The sequence below is a fragment of the Dysosmobacter sp. HCP28S3_G4 genome, assembly GCF_052065175.1.
Lineage (GTDB): Bacteria > Bacillota > Clostridia > Oscillospirales > Oscillospiraceae > Oscillibacter.
Genome location: NZ_JBQHUP010000001.1, coordinates 18,446 through 35,498, shown reverse-complemented (window position 1 = coordinate 35,498; position 17,053 = coordinate 18,446). Strand labels below are relative to the sequence as shown.

General features: G+C 59.2%; 16 protein-coding genes and 1 pseudogene. 7 read left to right on the top strand and 10 right to left on the bottom strand.

What is annotated here, in order from left to right; all coding sequences use genetic code 11:
* Positions 1-34: 34 nt before the first annotated feature.
* On the bottom strand, positions 35-1,282 hold the full coding sequence (locus ACTNBU_RS00180) for a glutamate-5-semialdehyde dehydrogenase (protein WP_441029436.1): 1,248 nt from the start codon (positions 1,280-1,282) through the stop codon (positions 35-37).
* 39 nt (positions 1,283-1,321) lie between these two features.
* On the bottom strand, positions 1,322-2,137 hold the full coding sequence (gene proB / locus ACTNBU_RS00175) for a glutamate 5-kinase (RefSeq protein WP_441029433.1): 816 nt from the start codon (positions 2,135-2,137) through the stop codon (positions 1,322-1,324).
* A gap of 148 nt (positions 2,138-2,285) precedes the next feature.
* Between proB and ACTNBU_RS00170 the strand changes: the two genes are divergently transcribed.
* Positions 2,286-3,017: a ClpP family protease gene (locus tag ACTNBU_RS00170; RefSeq protein WP_441029430.1), complete on the top strand. Its 732-nt coding sequence runs from the start codon at positions 2,286-2,288 to the stop codon at positions 3,015-3,017.
* Positions 3,018-3,038: 21 nt separating this feature from the next.
* Here ACTNBU_RS00170 and ACTNBU_RS00165 read toward each other — a convergent pair whose 3' ends face one another.
* Entirely contained in the window at positions 3,039-3,410 is a 372-nt protein-coding gene (locus ACTNBU_RS00165; RefSeq protein ID WP_441029427.1) for a CPCC family cysteine-rich protein, read from the bottom strand.
* 105 nt (positions 3,411-3,515) lie between these two features.
* Here ACTNBU_RS00165 and ACTNBU_RS00160 point away from each other — a divergent pair, with 105 nt between their 5' ends.
* Complete coding sequence (locus tag ACTNBU_RS00160) at positions 3,516-4,286, top strand: type III pantothenate kinase (RefSeq protein WP_441029424.1); 771 nt, start codon at positions 3,516-3,518, stop codon at positions 4,284-4,286.
* Positions 4,287-4,330: 44 nt separating this feature from the next.
* Here ACTNBU_RS00160 and ACTNBU_RS00155 read toward each other — a convergent pair whose 3' ends face one another.
* Positions 4,331-5,689, bottom strand: a complete 1,359-nt coding sequence (locus ACTNBU_RS00155; RefSeq protein ID WP_441029421.1) for an S-layer homology domain-containing protein — start codon at positions 5,687-5,689, stop codon at positions 4,331-4,333.
* Between the two features lie 143 nt (positions 5,690-5,832).
* Positions 5,833-7,071: a 6-phosphofructokinase gene (locus ACTNBU_RS00150; RefSeq protein ID WP_441029418.1), complete on the bottom strand. Its 1,239-nt coding sequence runs from the start codon at positions 7,069-7,071 to the stop codon at positions 5,833-5,835.
* Between the two features lie 236 nt (positions 7,072-7,307).
* On the opposite strand from ACTNBU_RS00150, the gene fba reads away from it, so the two are divergent.
* Entirely contained in the window at positions 7,308-8,276 is a 969-nt protein-coding gene (fba, locus tag ACTNBU_RS00145; protein WP_441029415.1) for a class II fructose-1,6-bisphosphate aldolase, read from the top strand.
* Positions 8,277-8,409: 133 nt separating this feature from the next.
* Entirely contained in the window at positions 8,410-8,913 is a 504-nt protein-coding gene (locus ACTNBU_RS00140; protein ID WP_441029412.1) for an amidase domain-containing protein, read from the top strand.
* 17 nt (positions 8,914-8,930) lie between these two features.
* Here ACTNBU_RS00140 and ACTNBU_RS00135 read toward each other — a convergent pair whose 3' ends face one another.
* The 3 genes from ACTNBU_RS00135 to ACTNBU_RS00125 all read right to left on the bottom strand — a co-directional run bounded on the left by ACTNBU_RS00135 (position 8,931) and on the right by ACTNBU_RS00125 (position 12,772).
* Entirely contained in the window at positions 8,931-9,956 is a 1,026-nt protein-coding gene (locus ACTNBU_RS00135; protein ID WP_441029409.1) for a tyrosine recombinase XerC, read from the bottom strand.
* Between the two features lie 660 nt (positions 9,957-10,616).
* On the bottom strand, positions 10,617-11,996 hold the full coding sequence (gene radA / locus ACTNBU_RS00130) for a DNA repair protein RadA (protein WP_441029406.1): 1,380 nt from the start codon (positions 11,994-11,996) through the stop codon (positions 10,617-10,619).
* Positions 11,993-12,772 (bottom strand): N-acetylmuramoyl-L-alanine amidase, encoded by a 780-nt coding sequence (locus ACTNBU_RS00125; RefSeq protein ID WP_441029403.1) that lies wholly within the window; start codon positions 12,770-12,772, stop codon positions 11,993-11,995. Before ACTNBU_RS00125 ends, radA begins: the two co-directional genes overlap by 4 nt.
* A gap of 202 nt (positions 12,773-12,974) precedes the next feature.
* Between ACTNBU_RS00125 and ACTNBU_RS00120 the strand changes: the two genes are divergently transcribed.
* Complete coding sequence (locus tag ACTNBU_RS00120) at positions 12,975-13,430, top strand: spore coat protein CotJB (protein ID WP_441029399.1); 456 nt, start codon at positions 12,975-12,977, stop codon at positions 13,428-13,430.
* A pseudogene (locus ACTNBU_RS00115) lies at positions 13,430-13,621 on the top strand (manganese catalase family protein); the annotation flags it as partial. The gene ACTNBU_RS00120 and the pseudogene ACTNBU_RS00115, both read left to right, overlap by 1 nt.
* A 3-nt stretch (positions 13,622-13,624) precedes the next feature.
* On the opposite strand, the gene ACTNBU_RS00110 reads toward ACTNBU_RS00115, so the two are convergent.
* Together ACTNBU_RS00110 and ACTNBU_RS00105 are read right to left on the bottom strand one after the other, a co-directional pair.
* A complete protein-coding gene (locus ACTNBU_RS00110) occupies positions 13,625-15,205 on the bottom strand; it encodes a recombinase family protein (protein ID WP_441029396.1) in 1,581 nt (526 codons plus the stop codon).
* Between the two features lie 50 nt (positions 15,206-15,255).
* Positions 15,256-15,468, bottom strand: coding sequence for a hypothetical protein (locus ACTNBU_RS00105; RefSeq protein ID WP_441029393.1), 213 nt, complete (start codon positions 15,466-15,468; stop codon positions 15,256-15,258).
* A gap of 459 nt (positions 15,469-15,927) precedes the next feature.
* On the opposite strand from ACTNBU_RS00105, the gene ACTNBU_RS00100 reads away from it, so the two are divergent.
* Positions 15,928-17,040 (top strand): PglD-related sugar-binding protein, encoded by a 1,113-nt coding sequence (locus ACTNBU_RS00100; RefSeq protein WP_441029390.1) that lies wholly within the window; start codon positions 15,928-15,930, stop codon positions 17,038-17,040.
* The last annotated feature ends 13 nt before the right edge of the window (positions 17,041-17,053 follow it).

Sequence of the window (17,053 nt, the reverse complement as noted above, 5' to 3'; positions counted from 1 at the left end):
ACGGAAGCAGGGAAGAGGCGGTCTCAAAGCAGATTTACCGCACCTGGCCCTCGCCGTAGACCACGTATTTGCAGCTGGTCAGCTCCTCCAGGCCCATAGGGCCCCGGGCGTGCATCTTCTGGGTGGAGATGCCGATCTCCGCTCCCAGGCCGAACTCACCGCCGTCGGTGAACCGGGTGGAGGCATTGACGTACACCGCCGCTGCGTCCACCGCGTCCAGGAAATGCTGAGCTGTAAAGTAGTTTGCTGTTACAATAGCCTCAGAGTGGCCCGTGCCGTGGGCGTTGATGAAGTCGATGGCCTCTGCCGCGTCCTTCACGATCCGGACTGCCAGGATGTAGTCGCCGTACTCGCTGTCCCAGTCCGCTTCCACGGCAGGCACGCCCCGGCTGCCCAGAATGCCCAGCGCCGTCTCGTCGCACCGCAGCTCCACATGGTATTCGTCCAGCAGGGGGACGGCCTTTTCCAGAAACGCCGCCGCCACATCCTCCTGGATCAGGACGCATTCCGCCGCGTTGCAGACGGAGGGCCGGGAGCATTTGGCATTCACGAGAATGCGGGCGCCCATGTCCAGGTCCGCCTCCCGGTCGATATACACATGGCAGACGCCCTCGCCGGTGCGGATGACCGGCACGCTGGCCTCCTTTGCCACGGCCCGGATGAGATTGGCGCCTCCCCGGGGGATCAGCACGTCCACATAGCCGTCCAGGTGCATCAGTTCGTTGGCACTCTCATGGCTGGTGTCCTGCACCAGAGAGACGCAGTCCGCCGGAAGCCCGGCGCTCTCCAGGGCCTGGCGCATCAACTCCGTCACGCAGCGGTTGGAGCGGATGGCCTCCTTGCCGCCCCGGAGGATGCAGGCGTTGCCGGATTTCAGGCACAGCGCCGCCGCGTCCACGGTGACGTTGGGCCGGGCCTCAAAGATGATGGCGATGACGCCCAGGGGCACCCGGCGGCGTCCGATGATGAGGCCGTTGGGACGGGTCTCCATCCGGTCCACCTTGCCGATGGGGTCCGGAAGGGCCGCCACCTGCCGCACACCGGCCACGATGCCCGCCACCCGCTCCGGGGTCAGGGTCAGCCGGTCCAGCAGGGCAGGGCGCAGCCCCGCCTCTCTGGCGGCGTCCAGATCCTGGGCGTTGGCCGCCAGCCACTCGTCCTGCCGGGCTTCCAGCGTCTTCGCAATGGCCTCCAGGGCCGCGTTCTTCTTTGCCGTACCGGCGGTAGCCAGTACCCGGGAGGCGGTCCGTGCCGCCGCTCCCTGCTGCTGCAATGCTGTCATAAAATCATTCCTTTCATCGGTCGGACCGTCCGCCTTCCGTCAGTGCTCCTCCCGGCCGGACGCCAGGAACCGCGTTCCAATATCCTCGCCCGCCACGATGCGGTAGAGGTCATCCATTCGTGCACCGTTGGTGATAACCATGTCGCATCCGGCTCCCATAGCGATGCGGGCGGCGGAGAGCTTGGTGGCCATGCCGCCGGTGCCCCGCCAGGTACCGGCGCCGCCGGCCATCTCCAGGATCTCCGGCGTCAGGGCCGGGACCCGGTGGATCAGCTGCGCCTCCGGATGGGTATGGGGGTCCGCCTCGTAAAGCCCGTCGATGTCGCTGAGGAGGATCAGCAGATCCGCATTGCAGAGCTTTGCCACGATGGCGGACAGCGTGTCGTTGTCGCCCAGCACCTTGTGGCGACCGGTCTCGATCTCCGCCGAGGAGACGGAGTCGTTCTCGTTCACCACCGGGATGACGCCCATCTCCAGCAGGGCGGAGAAGGTGTTGGACAGATGCTCCGCCCGGACGGGATCATCCACGTCGTCGCCCGTCAGCAGGATCTGGGCTACGGAGCGGTTGTACTCGGAGAACAGCTTGTCGTAGATGTGCATGATCCGACACTGACCGACAGCGGCGGCGGCCTGCTTCATCCGCAACTCCTTGGGCCGCTCCGGCAGGGACAGCTTGGCGGTGCCCACAGCGATGGCTCCGGAGGACACCAGGATCACCTCATGGCCGTAGCCGCTGAGGTCCGCCAGCACCCGGATGAGACGCTCCATGCTCTGCAAATTCAGCGATCCGGTGTCATGGGTCAGGGTGGAGGTGCCCACCTTCACCACGATCCGATAACAGGTTTTCTTCCACATGATATGTAACTCCTTTCAGGAAAACGATTGAATCATCATTCATAAATAGTGATAAAATTATACCACAGGAAAAAGAAAAAGGAAAGCGGATGAAAACAGGAAGAGGGGTTAAAAATACATAACAAAATCAAGGAAATGGAGAGCAGCTATGACAGAACAGACGAAAGTCGGCGAGACCCCCGCCGAGAAAGACCAGGACAATACCGCACCCCGGACCCAACAGCTGGTTGACCTGGGGAGCGCCGTCACCCGGACGGCCCACGGGAACATCTACTGTCTCACCGTGGTGGGACAGATCGAGGGCCACATGACGGCCGGGCAGAACACCAAGACTACAAAGTACGAGCACGTCATGCCGCTGCTGGCGTCTCTGGAGGAGAACGACGACATCGCAGGGGTCCTGTTCCTGCTGAACACCGTGGGCGGGGACGTGGAAGCGGGCCTGGGCATTGCGGAGCTGATCTCCGGGATGCGGAAGCCCACGGTATCCCTGGTACTGGGCGGCAGCCATTCCATCGGCGTGCCGCTGGCGGTGGCGGCCAAGACCAGCTTCGCCGTGCCCTCAGCGGCCATGACCATCCATCCGGTGCGGATGAGCGGCACCGTCATTGCCGCCCCTCAGACCTACAACTATTTCGACCGGCTCCAGGAGCGTATCGTGGACTTCGTTGCCCGCAACAGCCGCATCAGCCGGAAGGATTTTCTGAATCTGATGCTGAAGACCGGAGAGATGGCCGCCGACGTGGGCAGCGTCATCTATGGACAGGAGGCTGTCCGGCTGGGCCTCATCGACCAGGTCGGCGGTCTGGCTGATGCGCTGGAGGACCTGTACCGTCAGATCGACGAGGGGAAAAAGGAGTGCGGGGAGAGACAGGGATGACCTGTCTCTCCCCGGTGTTTTTCAGATCCGCTCTCTTTCGTCAGCAACATCCGCTTCCTCCGGCAGAGGCGGGCGGACATATGGGATCAGGCGCGGGAGGACGGCGCCGTATTGCCGGTAATTCTCCTGCCCCTGGAGCAGGGTCAGACCGTGGTTCTCGTCGCTGGGCTCGTTTTCACAGCGGAGGAACACGTCGTTCTCCCAGAAGCAGACCGGACAGATATAGGCGATGGCGTCCACTGCCGGAACGGGCAGCGTCCGGCATCCGCAGCAGGGGCAGGGAAACCGGCCATGAACTGCCTCCACCTCCGGACGCCGGATATCATCGCGCAGGTCAGGCCCGCCGATGACTGTTCTTTCCTTGGGAAGAACCTGCTTTTTTGGCTGGCTCATAATCATTCCGCTCCCTTCCTTTTGGGACAAGCCATACAGTTGCACTTGCGCTGTCCCGGAAAAAATGATAACATATACAATGATAAAATGGAAGGGGAGAGGCAGATGCTGTTAGCCATCGATGTGGGCAACTCCACCACCTCTGTGGGGCTGTTCGACTGGGAGAAGAAACTGCAATTTTTGGCCACACTGGACACGGACAGCCGCAAAACGGCGGATCAGATCTGCGTCGATCTGATGAATCTGTTCGCCCTCTATCACTATGATCTTCACGATGTCACCGGCGCCATCCTGTGCAGCGTGGTACCTCCCAGCAACTTTATGATGGAAAAGGGCCTGACCCGTCTTCTGGGCCGTCCGCCCATGGTGGTGGGTCCCGGCGTCAAGACCGGGCTGAATATCCGCATGGAGAACCAGACCCAGATGGGCGCGGACATCGTGGCGGACGCGGTCTCGGCGCTGGAGAAGTTCTCGCCGCCCATCGTCACCATCGACATGGGCACCGCCACCACCATCGGCGTCATCTCCAAGGGACGGAACTATGAGGGCGGACTGCTGCTGCCCGGCGTTAGCGTATCGCTGGCGGCCCTGAGCCACAGTACCGCCCAGTTGCCGGACATCTCGTTCCAGCGTCCCAAGACCCTCATCGGCAAGAACACCGTGGACTGTATGCGCTCCGGCATCGTCTACGGCACTGCTGGCATGCTGGACGGCATCATCGACCGCATCCGGGAGGAGTTCCACGGACAGGAGATCACCGTGGTGGCCACCGGGGGTAACGCGCCCGTGATCGTGAAGTACTGCCGCAACAAGATCATCTATGACAAATACCTGCTGATGGAGGGTCTTTGGACCATTTGGCAGAAAAACAAGTGACAGAAAACGTCCGGCACGGGATCGCTCCCGCGCCGGACGTTCTGTTATCCCTGATAGCCGTACTGCCGCAGCAGCTCCACCACACTGCCGTTCTGGAAATCCATTCCGATGCGGTCCATCCGCCGCAAAGTCTCAGGTTTTCCCGGGATCACTTCCGCGATGCCGTTTCGGGTGGTCAGGGTGACTTTCGCACCGTGGTCTGCCATGACAGCGTCAGCCATGGCGTTGTTCATGCCCCTGGGGTAGGTATAGACCTGGGGCCGGACGCCAGTCTGCTTCTTCACCTCGGCCATGATCTTCTCCGTGTCCTCGTCCAGCACCCGGATATAATCCTCCCAGCTCTCATCCTCCAGCTTCAGAACGCCCAGCCGTCCGCCCTCGGCGGAATGGTCGCCGTGGAGATCGGAGGCGTGGGCCTGGAAGGACACCAGACCGCTGGACTGCATCTCCCGCACCTCATCCCAGCTCAGGCTCCACTCCGCGCTCTCCATGGCGGCGCCGATGAGGGAAATCTCCGCCTTCATCCCCAGCTCCCGCAGGATGGGATACACATAGGTGTAGTTGCTGTGGTAGCCATCGTCGATGGAGATGACGATGGGCTTGTCCGGCAGGGGCGTGCCGTTCTCCGCGTAGTCGATGAGCTGGGAGAAGAAGACCGTGTGGAACCCGGCGTTTTTCAGCTCCTCCATCTGCGCCCGGAACTGCTCCGGCGTCTTGGAATAGCCCTGTCCCAGATAGGATACGTCGTGGTACATGAGGACGGGGACCTGCACGCCATCGCCTCCGGCGGCGCGGTCTTTGTCCCGCAGGCGGAGGGCCCCGGCGATCAGCGCGGCGGATTCCGCTCGGGTCATGGTGTCATGTGGCAGGAAGCGCCCACTTTCGTCGCCGTCCATCAGGCCCAGCCGCCGGACCGTCCGCACATAGGGCTTGTATTCGTCCCCCACATTCGCCTGGTCCCGGAAGGCGGGCGCGAACAGGAACGTACTCTCCTCAGGAAGCAGGCTTCGGAGCACCAGCATCGCCGCCAGTTCCCGGGTGACAGGCTCCGTCCAGCTGTCCCGGGTGATCTCATCCGGACTGAACCAGCCCCGAAGGGAGGCATAGGCCATGGAGGGCTCCGCCCAGTCGCTTCCGCCCTGTAAATTCCGGTCATCCAGGCCGGCAGCCCGGCAGAGCATGGACACAAAGACCTGTCGGCTGGTGACGGCGTCCGGCGAGAAGCTCTCGCCGTCGCCCTGGAGGATGCCCCGCTCCTGCAGGTACATCACGTCGCTGTAGGCCCAGTGGCTCTCGGGCACATCGTCAAAGGCGGCTGCTGCCGTCCAGAGCGCCAGCCCATTCACACACAGCGCGATGGTCAGACACAGCGCGGAGAGGCTGCGCAGCCAGATACGTATCATGGTTTAAAATGCCTCCTTTGTATACGGTTCCATTTCTGCTGATAAGAAAGGGGAGTGGCGGTGATCCGCCGCTCCCTCTATCGTTTCTCTAAAAGGCCGGAGATAATCTGACAAAATTTTCGATGATAGGAAACCCGGATGGCTTACTTCGCCAAGACCTTCTTCAGGCGGGCAAAGCGGGGCAGGGAATCCTCCTTGGGCAGCTTGGGTTCGCCCTGGATCAGGGGCAGCACGTAGTCGATGAAGGGACGCTCCACACCGTTGTGCTCCGCGTTGATCCACTCCAGGGGGACCTTCTTCTCGGTGTTGGCCACATCGGTCAGAGGCAGCAGCTTGGTGCGGCAGACGTACTTGCCGTCCTGGATATCCCGCTCAAAGCCCACCATCTTGTCGGTGATGCCGGCCACGGCGTTCTCCACGGCGGCCTTACCGGACATATAGGACTCCTCGATATCGGTCTCGGAGGCCAGATGGGCGCCGCAGCGCTGCAGCAGGCTCAGCTCGATGCCACGGACCTTGGCGCCGGTCCGCTCCTTGACAATGGCGGCCAGAGTGGTGGCCAGACCGCCCAGCTGGGCATGGCCGAAGCCGTCGGTGGCAGAGGTCTTGGCCTCGGAGACGAAGGAGCCGTCGGCATAGTGGATGCCCTCGGAGACGGCCACCATGCAGTTGCCCTTCTCTTTATAGATGCGCTCCACGTCGGCCAGGAACTTCTCCATGTCGAAGTCCACCTCGGGCAGGTACACCAGGTCGGGACCGGCGCCGTAGACGGTGGCCAGAGCGGCAGCACCCGCCAGCCAGCCGGCGTGACGGCCCATAATCTCGATGATGCAGACCATGCCGGTGTCATAGACGCGGGCGTCCTGATAGACCTCCATGCAGCTGGTGGCGATATACTTGGCGGCAGAGGCGAAGCCGGGGCAGTGGTCGGTGCCGAACAGATCGTTGTCGATGGTCTTGGGCACGCCCATGACGCGGCACTCATAGCCAACCTTCTGCATGTACTTGCTGATCTTGTTGCAGGTATCCATGGAGTCGTTTCCGCCGTTGTAGAAGAAGTAGCGCACGTCGTACTTCTTGAAGATCTCCAGGATCCGTTTGTAATCGGTGTCGTCCACCTCCGGATCCGCCATCTTATAGCGGCAGGAACCCAAGGCAGAGGAGGGAGTGTACTTCAGCAGTTCCAGCTCCGCGGGATCCTCCTGGCCGATATCGAACAGCCGGTCATTCAGTACGCCCTTGATGCCGTGCTCCGCGCCCAGAACGCGGGTGATGTTGGGATTCTTCAACGCAGTGTCAAAAACGCCGTAGGCGCTGGCGTTGATAACGGAAGTGGGGCCGCCGGACTGGCCGAAAATACAAGCGCCTTTCAATTCACTCATAACAGAAAACTCCTCCTAAAAATCGTTGAATACGCAGGTGCTGAATCTCACACGGAGCGATCGTCCATGTTCTTCCTATCATAACATTGTGAAATTCAAATGTAAATACTTGCATTTTATTTTTATTGTGATATTATCATAGAAGAAAATCGTTTGCTTCTTTTTTCTATTGGGATACCTTTACCCGACGGAAAGGGGAGTTGGACGGAAATAAGATGTAATTTGGAGATGATACTATGCCACTGGTCACTACTACCGAGATGTTCAAGAAAGCCTATGACGGCGGCTACGCGGTCGGCGCTTTCAACGTCAACAACATGGAGATCGTTCAGGGCATCACTGAGGCTGCTCAGGAACTGAAGGCTCCCCTGATCCTGCAGGTTTCCAAGGGTGCCCGTGCCTATGCTAACCACACCTATCTGGTGAAGCTGGTGGAGGCCGCTGTTATCGAGTGCCCCGATATTCCCATCGCCCTGCATCTGGACCACGGCCCCGATTTCGAGACCTGCAAGTCCTGCATCGACGGCGGCTTCACTTCCGTCATGATCGACGCCAGCAGCAAGCCCTTCGAAGAGAACATCGAGATCACCAAGAAGGTCGTAGAGTATGCCCACGATCACGGTGTTGTGGTCGAGGCTGAGCTGGGCACCCTGGCCGGCATCGAGGACGACGTGAAGGTCAGCGCCGCTGATTCCTCCTACACCCGTCCCGAGGAGGTCGAGGAGTTCGTGACCAAGACCGGCTGCGACTCTCTGGCCATCGCCATCGGCACCAGCCACGGCGCCTACAAGTTTACCGCCGACCAGTGCACCCGCAACGAGAAGGGCATCCTGGTTCCGCCTCCCCTGCGGTTCGACGTGCTGGAAGAGGTCTCCAAGCGCCTGCCCGGCTTCCCCATCGTGCTGCACGGCTCTTCTTCCGTGCCTCAGGACTTCGTGAAGAAGATCAACGAGTACGGCGGCAAGATGCCCGATGCCGTCGGTATCCCCGAGGAGCAGCTGCGCCATGCCGCCGAGCTGTCCGTCTGCAAGATCAACATCGACTCCGACCTGCGTCTGGCCATGACTGCCACCATCCGTGAGTACATGGCGGAGCATCCCGGCGACTTCGATCCCCGCCAGTATCTGAAGCCCGCCCGTGCCGCCATCAAGGCTATGGTTGCCCACAAGATCGTGGACGTCCTGGGCTGCGACCATAAGGCCTGATTTTCCGGATCCATACAGCGATCATACATAAAAACGAGGAGATATCCATTGGATGTCTCCTCGTTTTTTCTTTGAAAAGCCGTGTCACCCCGCCCGCATTTCCTCATACACTGGCAGGGAAGGGGGGACCTCCATGGAATTCATCCGAAGTTACGACCGCCGGGCCGCGGTGCTCTATGCCCATGAGTGGGCTTTCGGCCGGAATCCGGCGTTTTATGACTATGAGGATATCGGCGGCGACTGCACCAATTTCGCCTCTCAATGCATTTTCGCCGGCAGCGGTGTCATGAACTTCACGCCGACCTTCGGCTGGTACTATATCGACTCCAATCAGAAGGCACCGGCCTGGACCGGCGTACCGTATCTGTATAACTTTCTCACCCGGAAAACACCCTCCGTGGGACCCGTTGCGGAGGAAGTGCCCATTTGGGAGATCATGCCCGGCGATATCGTCCAGCTGAGCTTCAAGGGCGTTGCGTTTCAGCATTCTCCAGTGGTGGTCCGGGCCAACAAGCCTCAATCCACAGAGGAGATTCTGGTGGCCGCCCACAGCTATGACGCGGATAATCGTCCGCTGTCCACCTATGAATATCAGAAGGTGCGCTATCTTCATATCACCGGCGTGATTCGTCCGTGACCGGCCCAAGGACCCAGTTATTCCGCAGTCTCTTTGTTGGCTTTCTTTGATTTTTTAATATGTGACAAGGGATTTGCCTTGGCAGCTACTCGCAGGTCTTCATTGTCGATATGGGTGTAGATCTCCGTGGTGTTCAGGTGCTCATGGCCCAGGACCTCCTGCACGGCCCGGATATCCACGCCGTTCCGGAGCATCAGCGTGGCTGCCGTATGGCGCAGCTTATGGGAGGAATACTGGCTGGCGTCTATCCCGGCCTCGCTGAGCCGCTTTTTTACCATGGCGTGAACGGCCGAACGGCTCATCCGCTCATTCTGTGAAGACAGGAACAGGGCATCTTCATCCTGCCCTGTGATGGGACGCCGTACCGCCAGATATTCCTCCAGCGCGGTCTGGCAGGCGTCGTTGAGAAAAACCACCCGCATTTTGTTGCCCTTGCCCAGGATATGGAGCGCCTCGCCCTGGATGTCGCTGATGTTCAGTCCCACCAGCTCCGAGATCCGCAGTCCGCAGTTCAGGAACAGGACCAGGATGCAGTAATCCCGCTCCTGATTCTTGCCATGAACAGAGTCCAGAAGCTGGACGCTCTGATCCAGTGTCAGATATTTGGGCAGCGTCTTTTTCAGCTTAGGGGAGTCCATATCCTTCACAGGATTCTCCGTCAACAGATGCGCCTTCACCGTCAGATACTTATAGAACGACCGGATCGTGGCGATCTTGCGTGCTCTGGATGCGGCATTGAGACCGTAACCGGAGTTCTGACTGTTCTGATGCTGGACCCGGTCCCGGCTGAGATAGGCCATGTATTCGTAGATATCTGTTAATGTTACATTTTTCACAAACTCAAGATCTACATCCATGATGTCGAGCTCATCCAGCTCCTTGTTCCGGAGCGATGGATCTCTGGACTGCTTCAGATAGCGGAAAAAATTCCGCAGATCCAGGAAATACTCGTCCACCGTGCGCTTGGAGTGGCCCTGGATGGTCTCATGGTATGCCAGAAAATCCCGAAGGATCGGTGGCGCTTCTGTACGATAATCATTCATGATTGGATATTTTGGGACTGTAGATATCGGGAGACAGCTCTGGAGCGATCAGAAGAACAGCGAATGAAGAAAGCATCGCCCGAACGTCCGAAAATCGCTGGAAAACCGCGGACATTTGAAATTGATCACAGCTGAACCGCTGAACGTGTCAGCAAAACAAAATGCGCGGACTGTTGATACAGACAAACAAACTGATGACGTAAAACTCCGAAATGAAATAACAGTCATGCTGGATGCTGTACAGTCACATCCCGGAACCAGACCAAGGCATCAGAAACGGCTCCGGAGGTTCAGAAGGGGTTTTCCCGGGAAAAGGCCCTTTCAGCGCAATTCTGTCTCCCCTACTTTGAACAAAATTTACATTTTGTTCAAAAACTACCGTACCCAAAAATGACCTCCCTTCTGAGGAAATTCTACGATCTGCGGTGCCGGATCCGCGGCGCCGCAGACTCGGACAGCGCAGGTGAAATCCGCCAACATAAAACATGGCTGTCCGGTTCATGCTAGATCCAAAGACTCCAACGCCAAACGGAAAGTGATGGATGAACATGAACTGGATCCCATGCACAAGCAGCTGTATCTATCAGCAGGACGGCGTCTGCTGTCTGGAATGGGCCGCGGCCGCCGGATATCCCACCAGCGGCGGGGCCTGCGTCCACTTTATCCCCGCTGGTGAAAGACCGCGCGTAAAGCGTCACCGATATTTCGGACCGGGATCAGCTCCAACGCGTAATGGCTCCGAAGCTGCTCCGCCCGTCGCGCCGGGATCAGACATTTTTTAAAACCAAGCCGCTGGGCCTCGGAGATCCGCTGTTCCATCTGACTGACGCTGCGCAGCTCCCCGGTGAGGCCCACCTCTCCGATGGCCAGAAGGTCCTGGGGCACAGGCTTGTCCAGATAGCTGGACGCAATGGCTACCATGGCCGCCAGATCCGCCGACGGCTCGTCCAGATACAGCCCGCCGATGATGTTCAGATAGGCGTCGCAGACGGACACCTTCAGCCCCCCGCGCTTTTCCAGCACCGCCAGCAGCATGGCCGCCCGGTTGTAGTCAAAGCCGTTGCTGGTGCGCCGGGGACTTCCGTATCCGTTGGGCACCACCAGCGCCTGGATCTCCGCCAGCACCGGACGGACGCCCTCCATGACGCAGGCCACGCAGGTCCCCGGGGCGTCCTCCGGCCGTTCGGAGAGCAGCACCTCCGACGGATTGGGGATCTCCCGCAGGCCCTCGTTCTCCATCTCGAAGACGCCGATCTCGTTGGTGGCACCGAAGCGGTTTTTCGCCGCCCGGAGGATCCGGTTGGAGGAGTGGTGGTCTCCCTCGAAATACAGCACGCAGTCCACCATGTGCTCCAGCACCTTCGGTCCGGCGATGGAGCCCTCCTTGTTGACGTGTCCGATGACAAATACGGTGATATTCTGCCCTTTTGCCAGCTGCATCAACGACAAGGTACATCCCTTTACCTGCGTGACACTGCCTGCTGTGGAGTCCAGTTCATCGTTGTACAGCGTTTGAATGGAGTCCACGATCAGCACATCCGGCTTCTCCTCAGCCACCGTCTCCAGAATGTCCGACAGGCTGGTCTCGGAGATGACGTACAGCTGGCCGCTCTCCACCCGCAGTCGTTTTGCCCGGAGCTTCAACTGATGCTCTGACTCCTCGCCTGATACATACAGGACCTTGGAGAACTCACACAGCTTGCTGCAGATTTGCAGCATTAGAGTGGATTTGCCGATGCCGGGGGCGCCGCCCACCAGCACCAGGGAGCCCTTCACGGCTCCCCCGCCCAGCACCCGGTCCAGCTCTCCCATACCCGTGGAAAAGCGGATCTCCTCCGACGATTCCAGGTCTGTCACCGGACAGGCCCGGCGACGGGTCATCTGATTGCCTAGGGCGGACTTCCCTTTCCCCTTGCCGCTGCTTTTGGTCTCCGGCTGCTCCACAATGGTGTTCCAGGCGCCGCAGGCGGGGCACTTCCCCGCCCATTTCGCCAGCTCATTGCCGCACTCCGTACAGTAAAATGGTGTTCTCTGTTTCATGTTCCCTCCATCGCGGAAGCATCTTCTTCCGTGATACCGCCGGGAGTGTTTTCACCCTCCCCCGCGCTCTCCAGCAGACCGCCTGTGATGGCCGCCGCCAGCTTCAGCTGATATTCCGGCCGCTGTAAGGCCGCCGTCTCATCCGGATTGGATAGAAAGCCGCACTCCACCAGCACCGCCGGCGCCGTGACATTTTTCATCAGATAGATGGTGCTGGAGATCTGCTTGCTCTCCTTGCCGTTCCCGGCGTTGACCGTCTGGTTCAGGACGGACTGCACCTGCTGCGCCAGCGCATCCGCGCCGTCCACGGTGTTGTAAAACACCTGGGCGCCATGGACGCGGGGCGCCTCCGGCAGCTTGTTCTGATGGATGCTCACCAGAATGGACCCCGGCTGGCCGTTCACCATGGCCACCCGGTTTTTCAGGTCCGAGACCTTCTTCTCCCGGAGCGTCTTCGCGCCCTCCGAGTAGATGGACACATCCTCCTGCCGGGTCAACCGCGTGTTCTGTCCGCAAAACCGCAGCAGGTCGTTCAGCCGCAGGGCAATCGCCAGATTGACGCCGCTCTCCACGGTGCCGTCTCCGGCCACCGCGCCGCCGTCCTCTCCGCCGTGACCCGGGTCCACGATGTAGACCGTCCGCTGCGCCAGCTCCGCCGTTCCGGAGACTGCCAGCAGATGGGAATGTCCCGTCCACAGCACGGCGGCCATCCCGCCCAGAACAGACACTGCCAGTGCCACTGCCAGCAGCTGCCTCTTTTCGATAAATATCACCATACACAGCACCCCCACAGAGCTTATGTGCTCCGGCAGGTCCCGTATGCTGCATTATAACACAATTTCTCGGAAATGTCTTCTGCTTTTATGCGCCAGCGGTGAAATCGTGACGGACCCTCAGAACCGAACTGCAGGCGGACACATAAACTGGAATGAGCGTATGGGAATGCCCTGCGCGACTATGCTAAAGGAGGAATCCGCATTGCAGACGGAAAAACCGAATGAAACCGGCTGTGGGACCGGCAAAGGCACCCTGCCCTGCCCCTGTGGCTCCCTGGCCTATCCTTATATCGCTATGCAGGAGAAGAACCCCTCCCGGTACAACCGCGGAGAGGCGCTTCAGACCGGAACCCTGTTTCCCGGCCTGAATCTGCCCTTCAAAGCGGCCATCACGGAGAATCTGAAGATCAACAACACCGCTCTGGCGGAGCTGATGGCCCTGGATTTTGCCGTGGATGAGCTGGGGCTGTATCTCACCACCCATCCCGACGACCAGGAGGTCCTGGACCTGTACTGGTCCTATATCAAGCTGGCCAACGAGGGCCGGGAGAAGTATCAGAAAATGTACGGCCCCATCCTCCAGACAGACCTGACGCCGGAGGACGGCTACGCCTGGCTGAGAGATCCCTGGCCCTGGGATGAAGGAGGGAAACGCTGATGTTTGTCTATGAGAAGAAATTGCAGTATCCCGTCAACATCAAGAACACCAATCCCCGGCTGGCGGCGCTGATCATCAGCCAGTATGGCGGTCCGGACGGAGAACTGGGCGCCTCCCTGCGGTATCTGAGCCAGCGGTACTCCATGCCCTATCCGGAACTGAAGGGGCTACTGACCGATATCGGTACCGAGGGGTCAAAATGAACCTGGTGAGGCATCCGGATTGTCCGGCAGAAGCACCCACGTCTGGGGCAGCAGATGGAGCCGCACCTCAATCCGGCCGTCCCTGTACACCGTCATATGATCCAACACTGTTTTGTAAAAGACCTCGCTGTCCGTCCGGCAGGATACGATGGCTGCGACTCGCTTCTCCAGATCTGCCCGGAGCCTGTCTGGATCCCAGCACGTCTGTTCTCTGGACTGTACAGCTTCCAACTGCTGCTGCAGGGACGTCAGCTGGCTGCCGTACCGTCCGTTCATCATGCGCATCTCGTCCTCTGTGATGCGTTTGGAAAAGAAGGCGTCCAGAACGTCCTCCTTTTTTCCCTTGATCCGCCTGATTTCCGCCTCCAGGTTTCCGGCACAGTCCTCTCCCTCCTGTTCACCGTCCCGGACAGCCTCCGCCGCCAGCGCTGCTACATTTTGAATGATCCGTTCCCTGTCTATCCGGAGGGACTGTATCGCCTGCCGCAGAATGTCCATAGCAGCGTCCTCCCGCAGCGTCTTCCCCACATCGCAGCCCAGCTGACCGCTCCGGGCGTCCGAATACCGCCCCTCGCTGACAGCCGTGAAGCAGCTCCATCTCCTGTAGAAAGTCCTGTCTCTGCGATATCTTTTTCGGGCCACAAAGCTGGCGCCGCACTCCCCGCACTTGATTTTCCCGCTGAACACATAGCGGTTGGAATGGCCGCACCCCTGTTGTCCGTGGATGTTCCGTTTCTTCAGTTCCTCCTGGACCGTATCCCACAGCTCCCGGTCAATGATAGGCTGGTGGTGGTTCCGGATGACCACCAGCGCCTCCTCACCGTGATTGTATTTCTTGGCGTGCGTCAGGTAGTCCGGTGTAAAGGTTTTCTTCTGTACAAGATCTCCAACGTACTTCTCGTTTTTCAGGATCTTGATGATGTGGCTGCTGCTCCATTTTGGATTTCCCCGGCAGGTCAGAATCCCCGCCTCCCGAAGCTCTCTCGCAATGACAGAGGTCCCCTTCTTCTCCACTCCGTATTTGTAAAAGATCAGCCGTACTACCTCCGCCCCCTCCGGTTCTACTGTAATGCTTCCTCCCTTTACATAGTAGCCGAGCAAGGACCTTCCGAATACAACTCCACGCTCCATCTGCCGGGTCTGGCCCCATTTCACCCGGGAGGAGGTCTTGCGGCTCTCCTCCTGGGCGATGGAGCCCATGATGCTGAGCCGCAGTTCCGCATCGGGTTCTAATGTGCTGATGCCGTCGTTCATAAACAGCACGCCCACGCCGATCTGTCTCAGCTCCCGGGTATAGGAGATGGTGTCCAGGATGTTCCGGGAGAACCGGCTGACCTCCTTGGTGAGGATAAGTTGGAACTTTCCCATGCGGGCGTCCCGGATCATCCGGTTAAAGGCCGCCCGCTTTTTTGTGGACGTGCCCGTGATGCCCTCATCCGCGTAAATTTCGTACAGCGCCCAGTCCGGCTGGCACTGGATGTACTCCCTGAAATAACGCTGTTGGCTCTCAAAGGAATTGGCCTGATCATCCTTGTCGGTGGATACCCGGCAGTAGCTTGCCACCCAAATCATTCCATCCCTCCAATATGTCTCCGCACAGGCACCGCACGGTTCCGAACGCCTCAGCGCTGTTCTCCATTCTGTTCCCGGATAGCCGCGCGGTATTGCTCTTTCAGCTTTTCCTCGGCATATCGAAGCTGCACATCCGTGAGAGCGCCGCCTTCATTCAGTGCCAGCAGGACAGCTCGCTGAAACTCCCAGAGGAACCGGGCGTCCTCCTTTCGCGTGATCTCCCGGTCATACAGAATTTGTGCCAGTTTCACAGATACGCCCATGGTGGTCCCCCCTTCTCCAACTATGGTATGTTCCTCTCCGGTATTCTTTTCCTGCCGGATGCAGAAAATCGGTATCAGCAGGTTCCAGAGAGAAAAAGCTGCGCAGGTTATCGCTGTCTTTCCGTACAGAAAGCGGTGACCTATTCTGCTTCACCTTCCGCATGTTAGGAAATTCTGACAAATTAAATGACAAAAGTTACCGTATCCTAAGCCGCCTGCATATTGATTTTTGCGGTAAGACATGGTAAGATTTCACGGAATTTGCTGTGTACTCTCGTGTGATTTTCGGCTGGCAGCATTGCCTCCTGTGGGAATATCCGATTCTCTGCTTTTTATCGGCCTTCAGATTTCAGTGCTGTACCGAAATACACGGATGAATGATTGGTTGAATATTGATTTGTACTCGATTTCGACGCTTTTATTTTCTGAAAAGCGCAGATCCAATAAGGGTTGGAGCCAATGCTCACTGAACAGCAGTGCAATTTAGTTGAACGTGGTCTGACCGAAGACGTGGAGCCGCGGAAAGTCGCAGCCTATCTCTGTCTCCGTATGGGTCTGATGCTCTCTGAGGTCTCCGCTCTGCGGTGGCGTGATATCGATCTGGATGCCGGGACACTCTCCATCGTCCACATTATCGGGCGGCCAAAGGGCTGCACCGCCGACCGGGCGGCAGAGTTCCTCCCTGCCGACGATCCCAGATACCTGCCCATGCCGGGAGAGCTGTTGTCCTATCTGCGTCAGGCCCGGAAGCTCTATTCCAGCGGCGATTGCTTCGTCATGACCGGCGGAACGGAAGTGCCCGCCTTCTATCCCATGCAGAATGTCCTGACCAACATCTGCAACAAGTATCATGTGGCGGACAGGCTGTCCGCCATGGAGCTCCGCAACGCCTTCATCCGCCGCCGGATCCAGGCGGGTGTGGATCTGTACAGCCTCTGCGCCTATGTGGGCATCAAGCAGCCCAATGTGCTGGCGAAACGCTTTGCGGAGTATCTGACAGCGGATCTGAATTTTGTGGTGTCAGCCCCCGCACAAAAAGTCTGCGGGATACAGCTCCGGCGGATGAACCTGCTGATCCTGGGCGCTGGCAGTCAGGGACATATGGTCCGGGAGACCGCCGAGGCCATCGGCATTTTTGAGAGGATCGCATTTCTGGATGATGACCGGAATCTGCCGGGCGTTCTGGATGTCATCGGCAATTACTGGAATTATCTGGATGTCTTCCCCATTGCCTTTGCGGCCATCGGAGACAATCATCTGCGCCGGACACTGATCGAGCAGCTGGAGGAGGCCGGTTTTATCGTGCCGGTGCCGTGTCATCCCACAGCCGCCGTCAGCCCCACGGTCCAGGCCGGGGCCGGGACGATCTTCGGGGCGAAAGCCGTTGTCAACGCCTCTGCGCGCATTGGAAAGGGCGTGATCCTGTCCAGTGCCAGCGTTGTGGACCGCGGCGCCACTGTGGGCGACTATGTCCATCTGGCCGCTGGTTCCATGGTGCAGAAAGGCGCCGCCGTCCCGGACGGGACCTGGATCGGCAACGGGGATATCTATCAGGCCGCCGGTGCGCACTAAGCAAGCTAGCGTC

Coding starts and splice junctions, on each gene's coding strand:
- ACTNBU_RS00170 (WP_441029430.1), top strand. CDS start 2,286: ATGACAGAACAGACGAAAGTCGGCGAGACCCCCGCCGAGAAAGACCAG.
- ACTNBU_RS00140 (WP_441029412.1), top strand. CDS start 8,410: ATGGAATTCATCCGAAGTTACGACCGCCGGGCCGCGGTGCTCTATGCC.
- ACTNBU_RS00135 (WP_441029409.1), bottom strand. CDS start 9,956: ATGAATGATTATCGTACAGAAGCGCCACCGATCCTTCGGGATTTTCTG.
- ACTNBU_RS00125 (WP_441029403.1), bottom strand. CDS start 12,772: ATGGTGATATTTATCGAAAAGAGGCAGCTGCTGGCAGTGGCACTGGCA.
- ACTNBU_RS00105 (WP_441029393.1), bottom strand. CDS start 15,468: ATGGGCGTATCTGTGAAACTGGCACAAATTCTGTATGACCGGGAGATC.
- fba (WP_441029415.1), top strand. CDS start 7,308: ATGCCACTGGTCACTACTACCGAGATGTTCAAGAAAGCCTATGACGGC.
- ACTNBU_RS00110 (WP_441029396.1), bottom strand. CDS start 15,205: ATGATTTGGGTGGCAAGCTACTGCCGGGTATCCACCGACAAGGATGAT.
- ACTNBU_RS00160 (WP_441029424.1), top strand. CDS start 3,516: ATGCTGTTAGCCATCGATGTGGGCAACTCCACCACCTCTGTGGGGCTG.
- ACTNBU_RS00100 (WP_441029390.1), top strand. CDS start 15,928: ATGCTCACTGAACAGCAGTGCAATTTAGTTGAACGTGGTCTGACCGAA.
- radA (WP_441029406.1), bottom strand. CDS start 11,996: ATGAAACAGAGAACACCATTTTACTGTACGGAGTGCGGCAATGAGCTG.
- ACTNBU_RS00180 (WP_441029436.1), bottom strand. CDS start 1,282: ATGACAGCATTGCAGCAGCAGGGAGCGGCGGCACGGACCGCCTCCCGG.
- ACTNBU_RS00150 (WP_441029418.1), bottom strand. CDS start 7,071: ATGAGTGAATTGAAAGGCGCTTGTATTTTCGGCCAGTCCGGCGGCCCC.
- proB (WP_441029433.1), bottom strand. CDS start 2,137: ATGTGGAAGAAAACCTGTTATCGGATCGTGGTGAAGGTGGGCACCTCC.
- ACTNBU_RS00165 (WP_441029427.1), bottom strand. CDS start 3,410: ATGAGCCAGCCAAAAAAGCAGGTTCTTCCCAAGGAAAGAACAGTCATC.
- ACTNBU_RS00155 (WP_441029421.1), bottom strand. CDS start 5,689: ATGATACGTATCTGGCTGCGCAGCCTCTCCGCGCTGTGTCTGACCATC.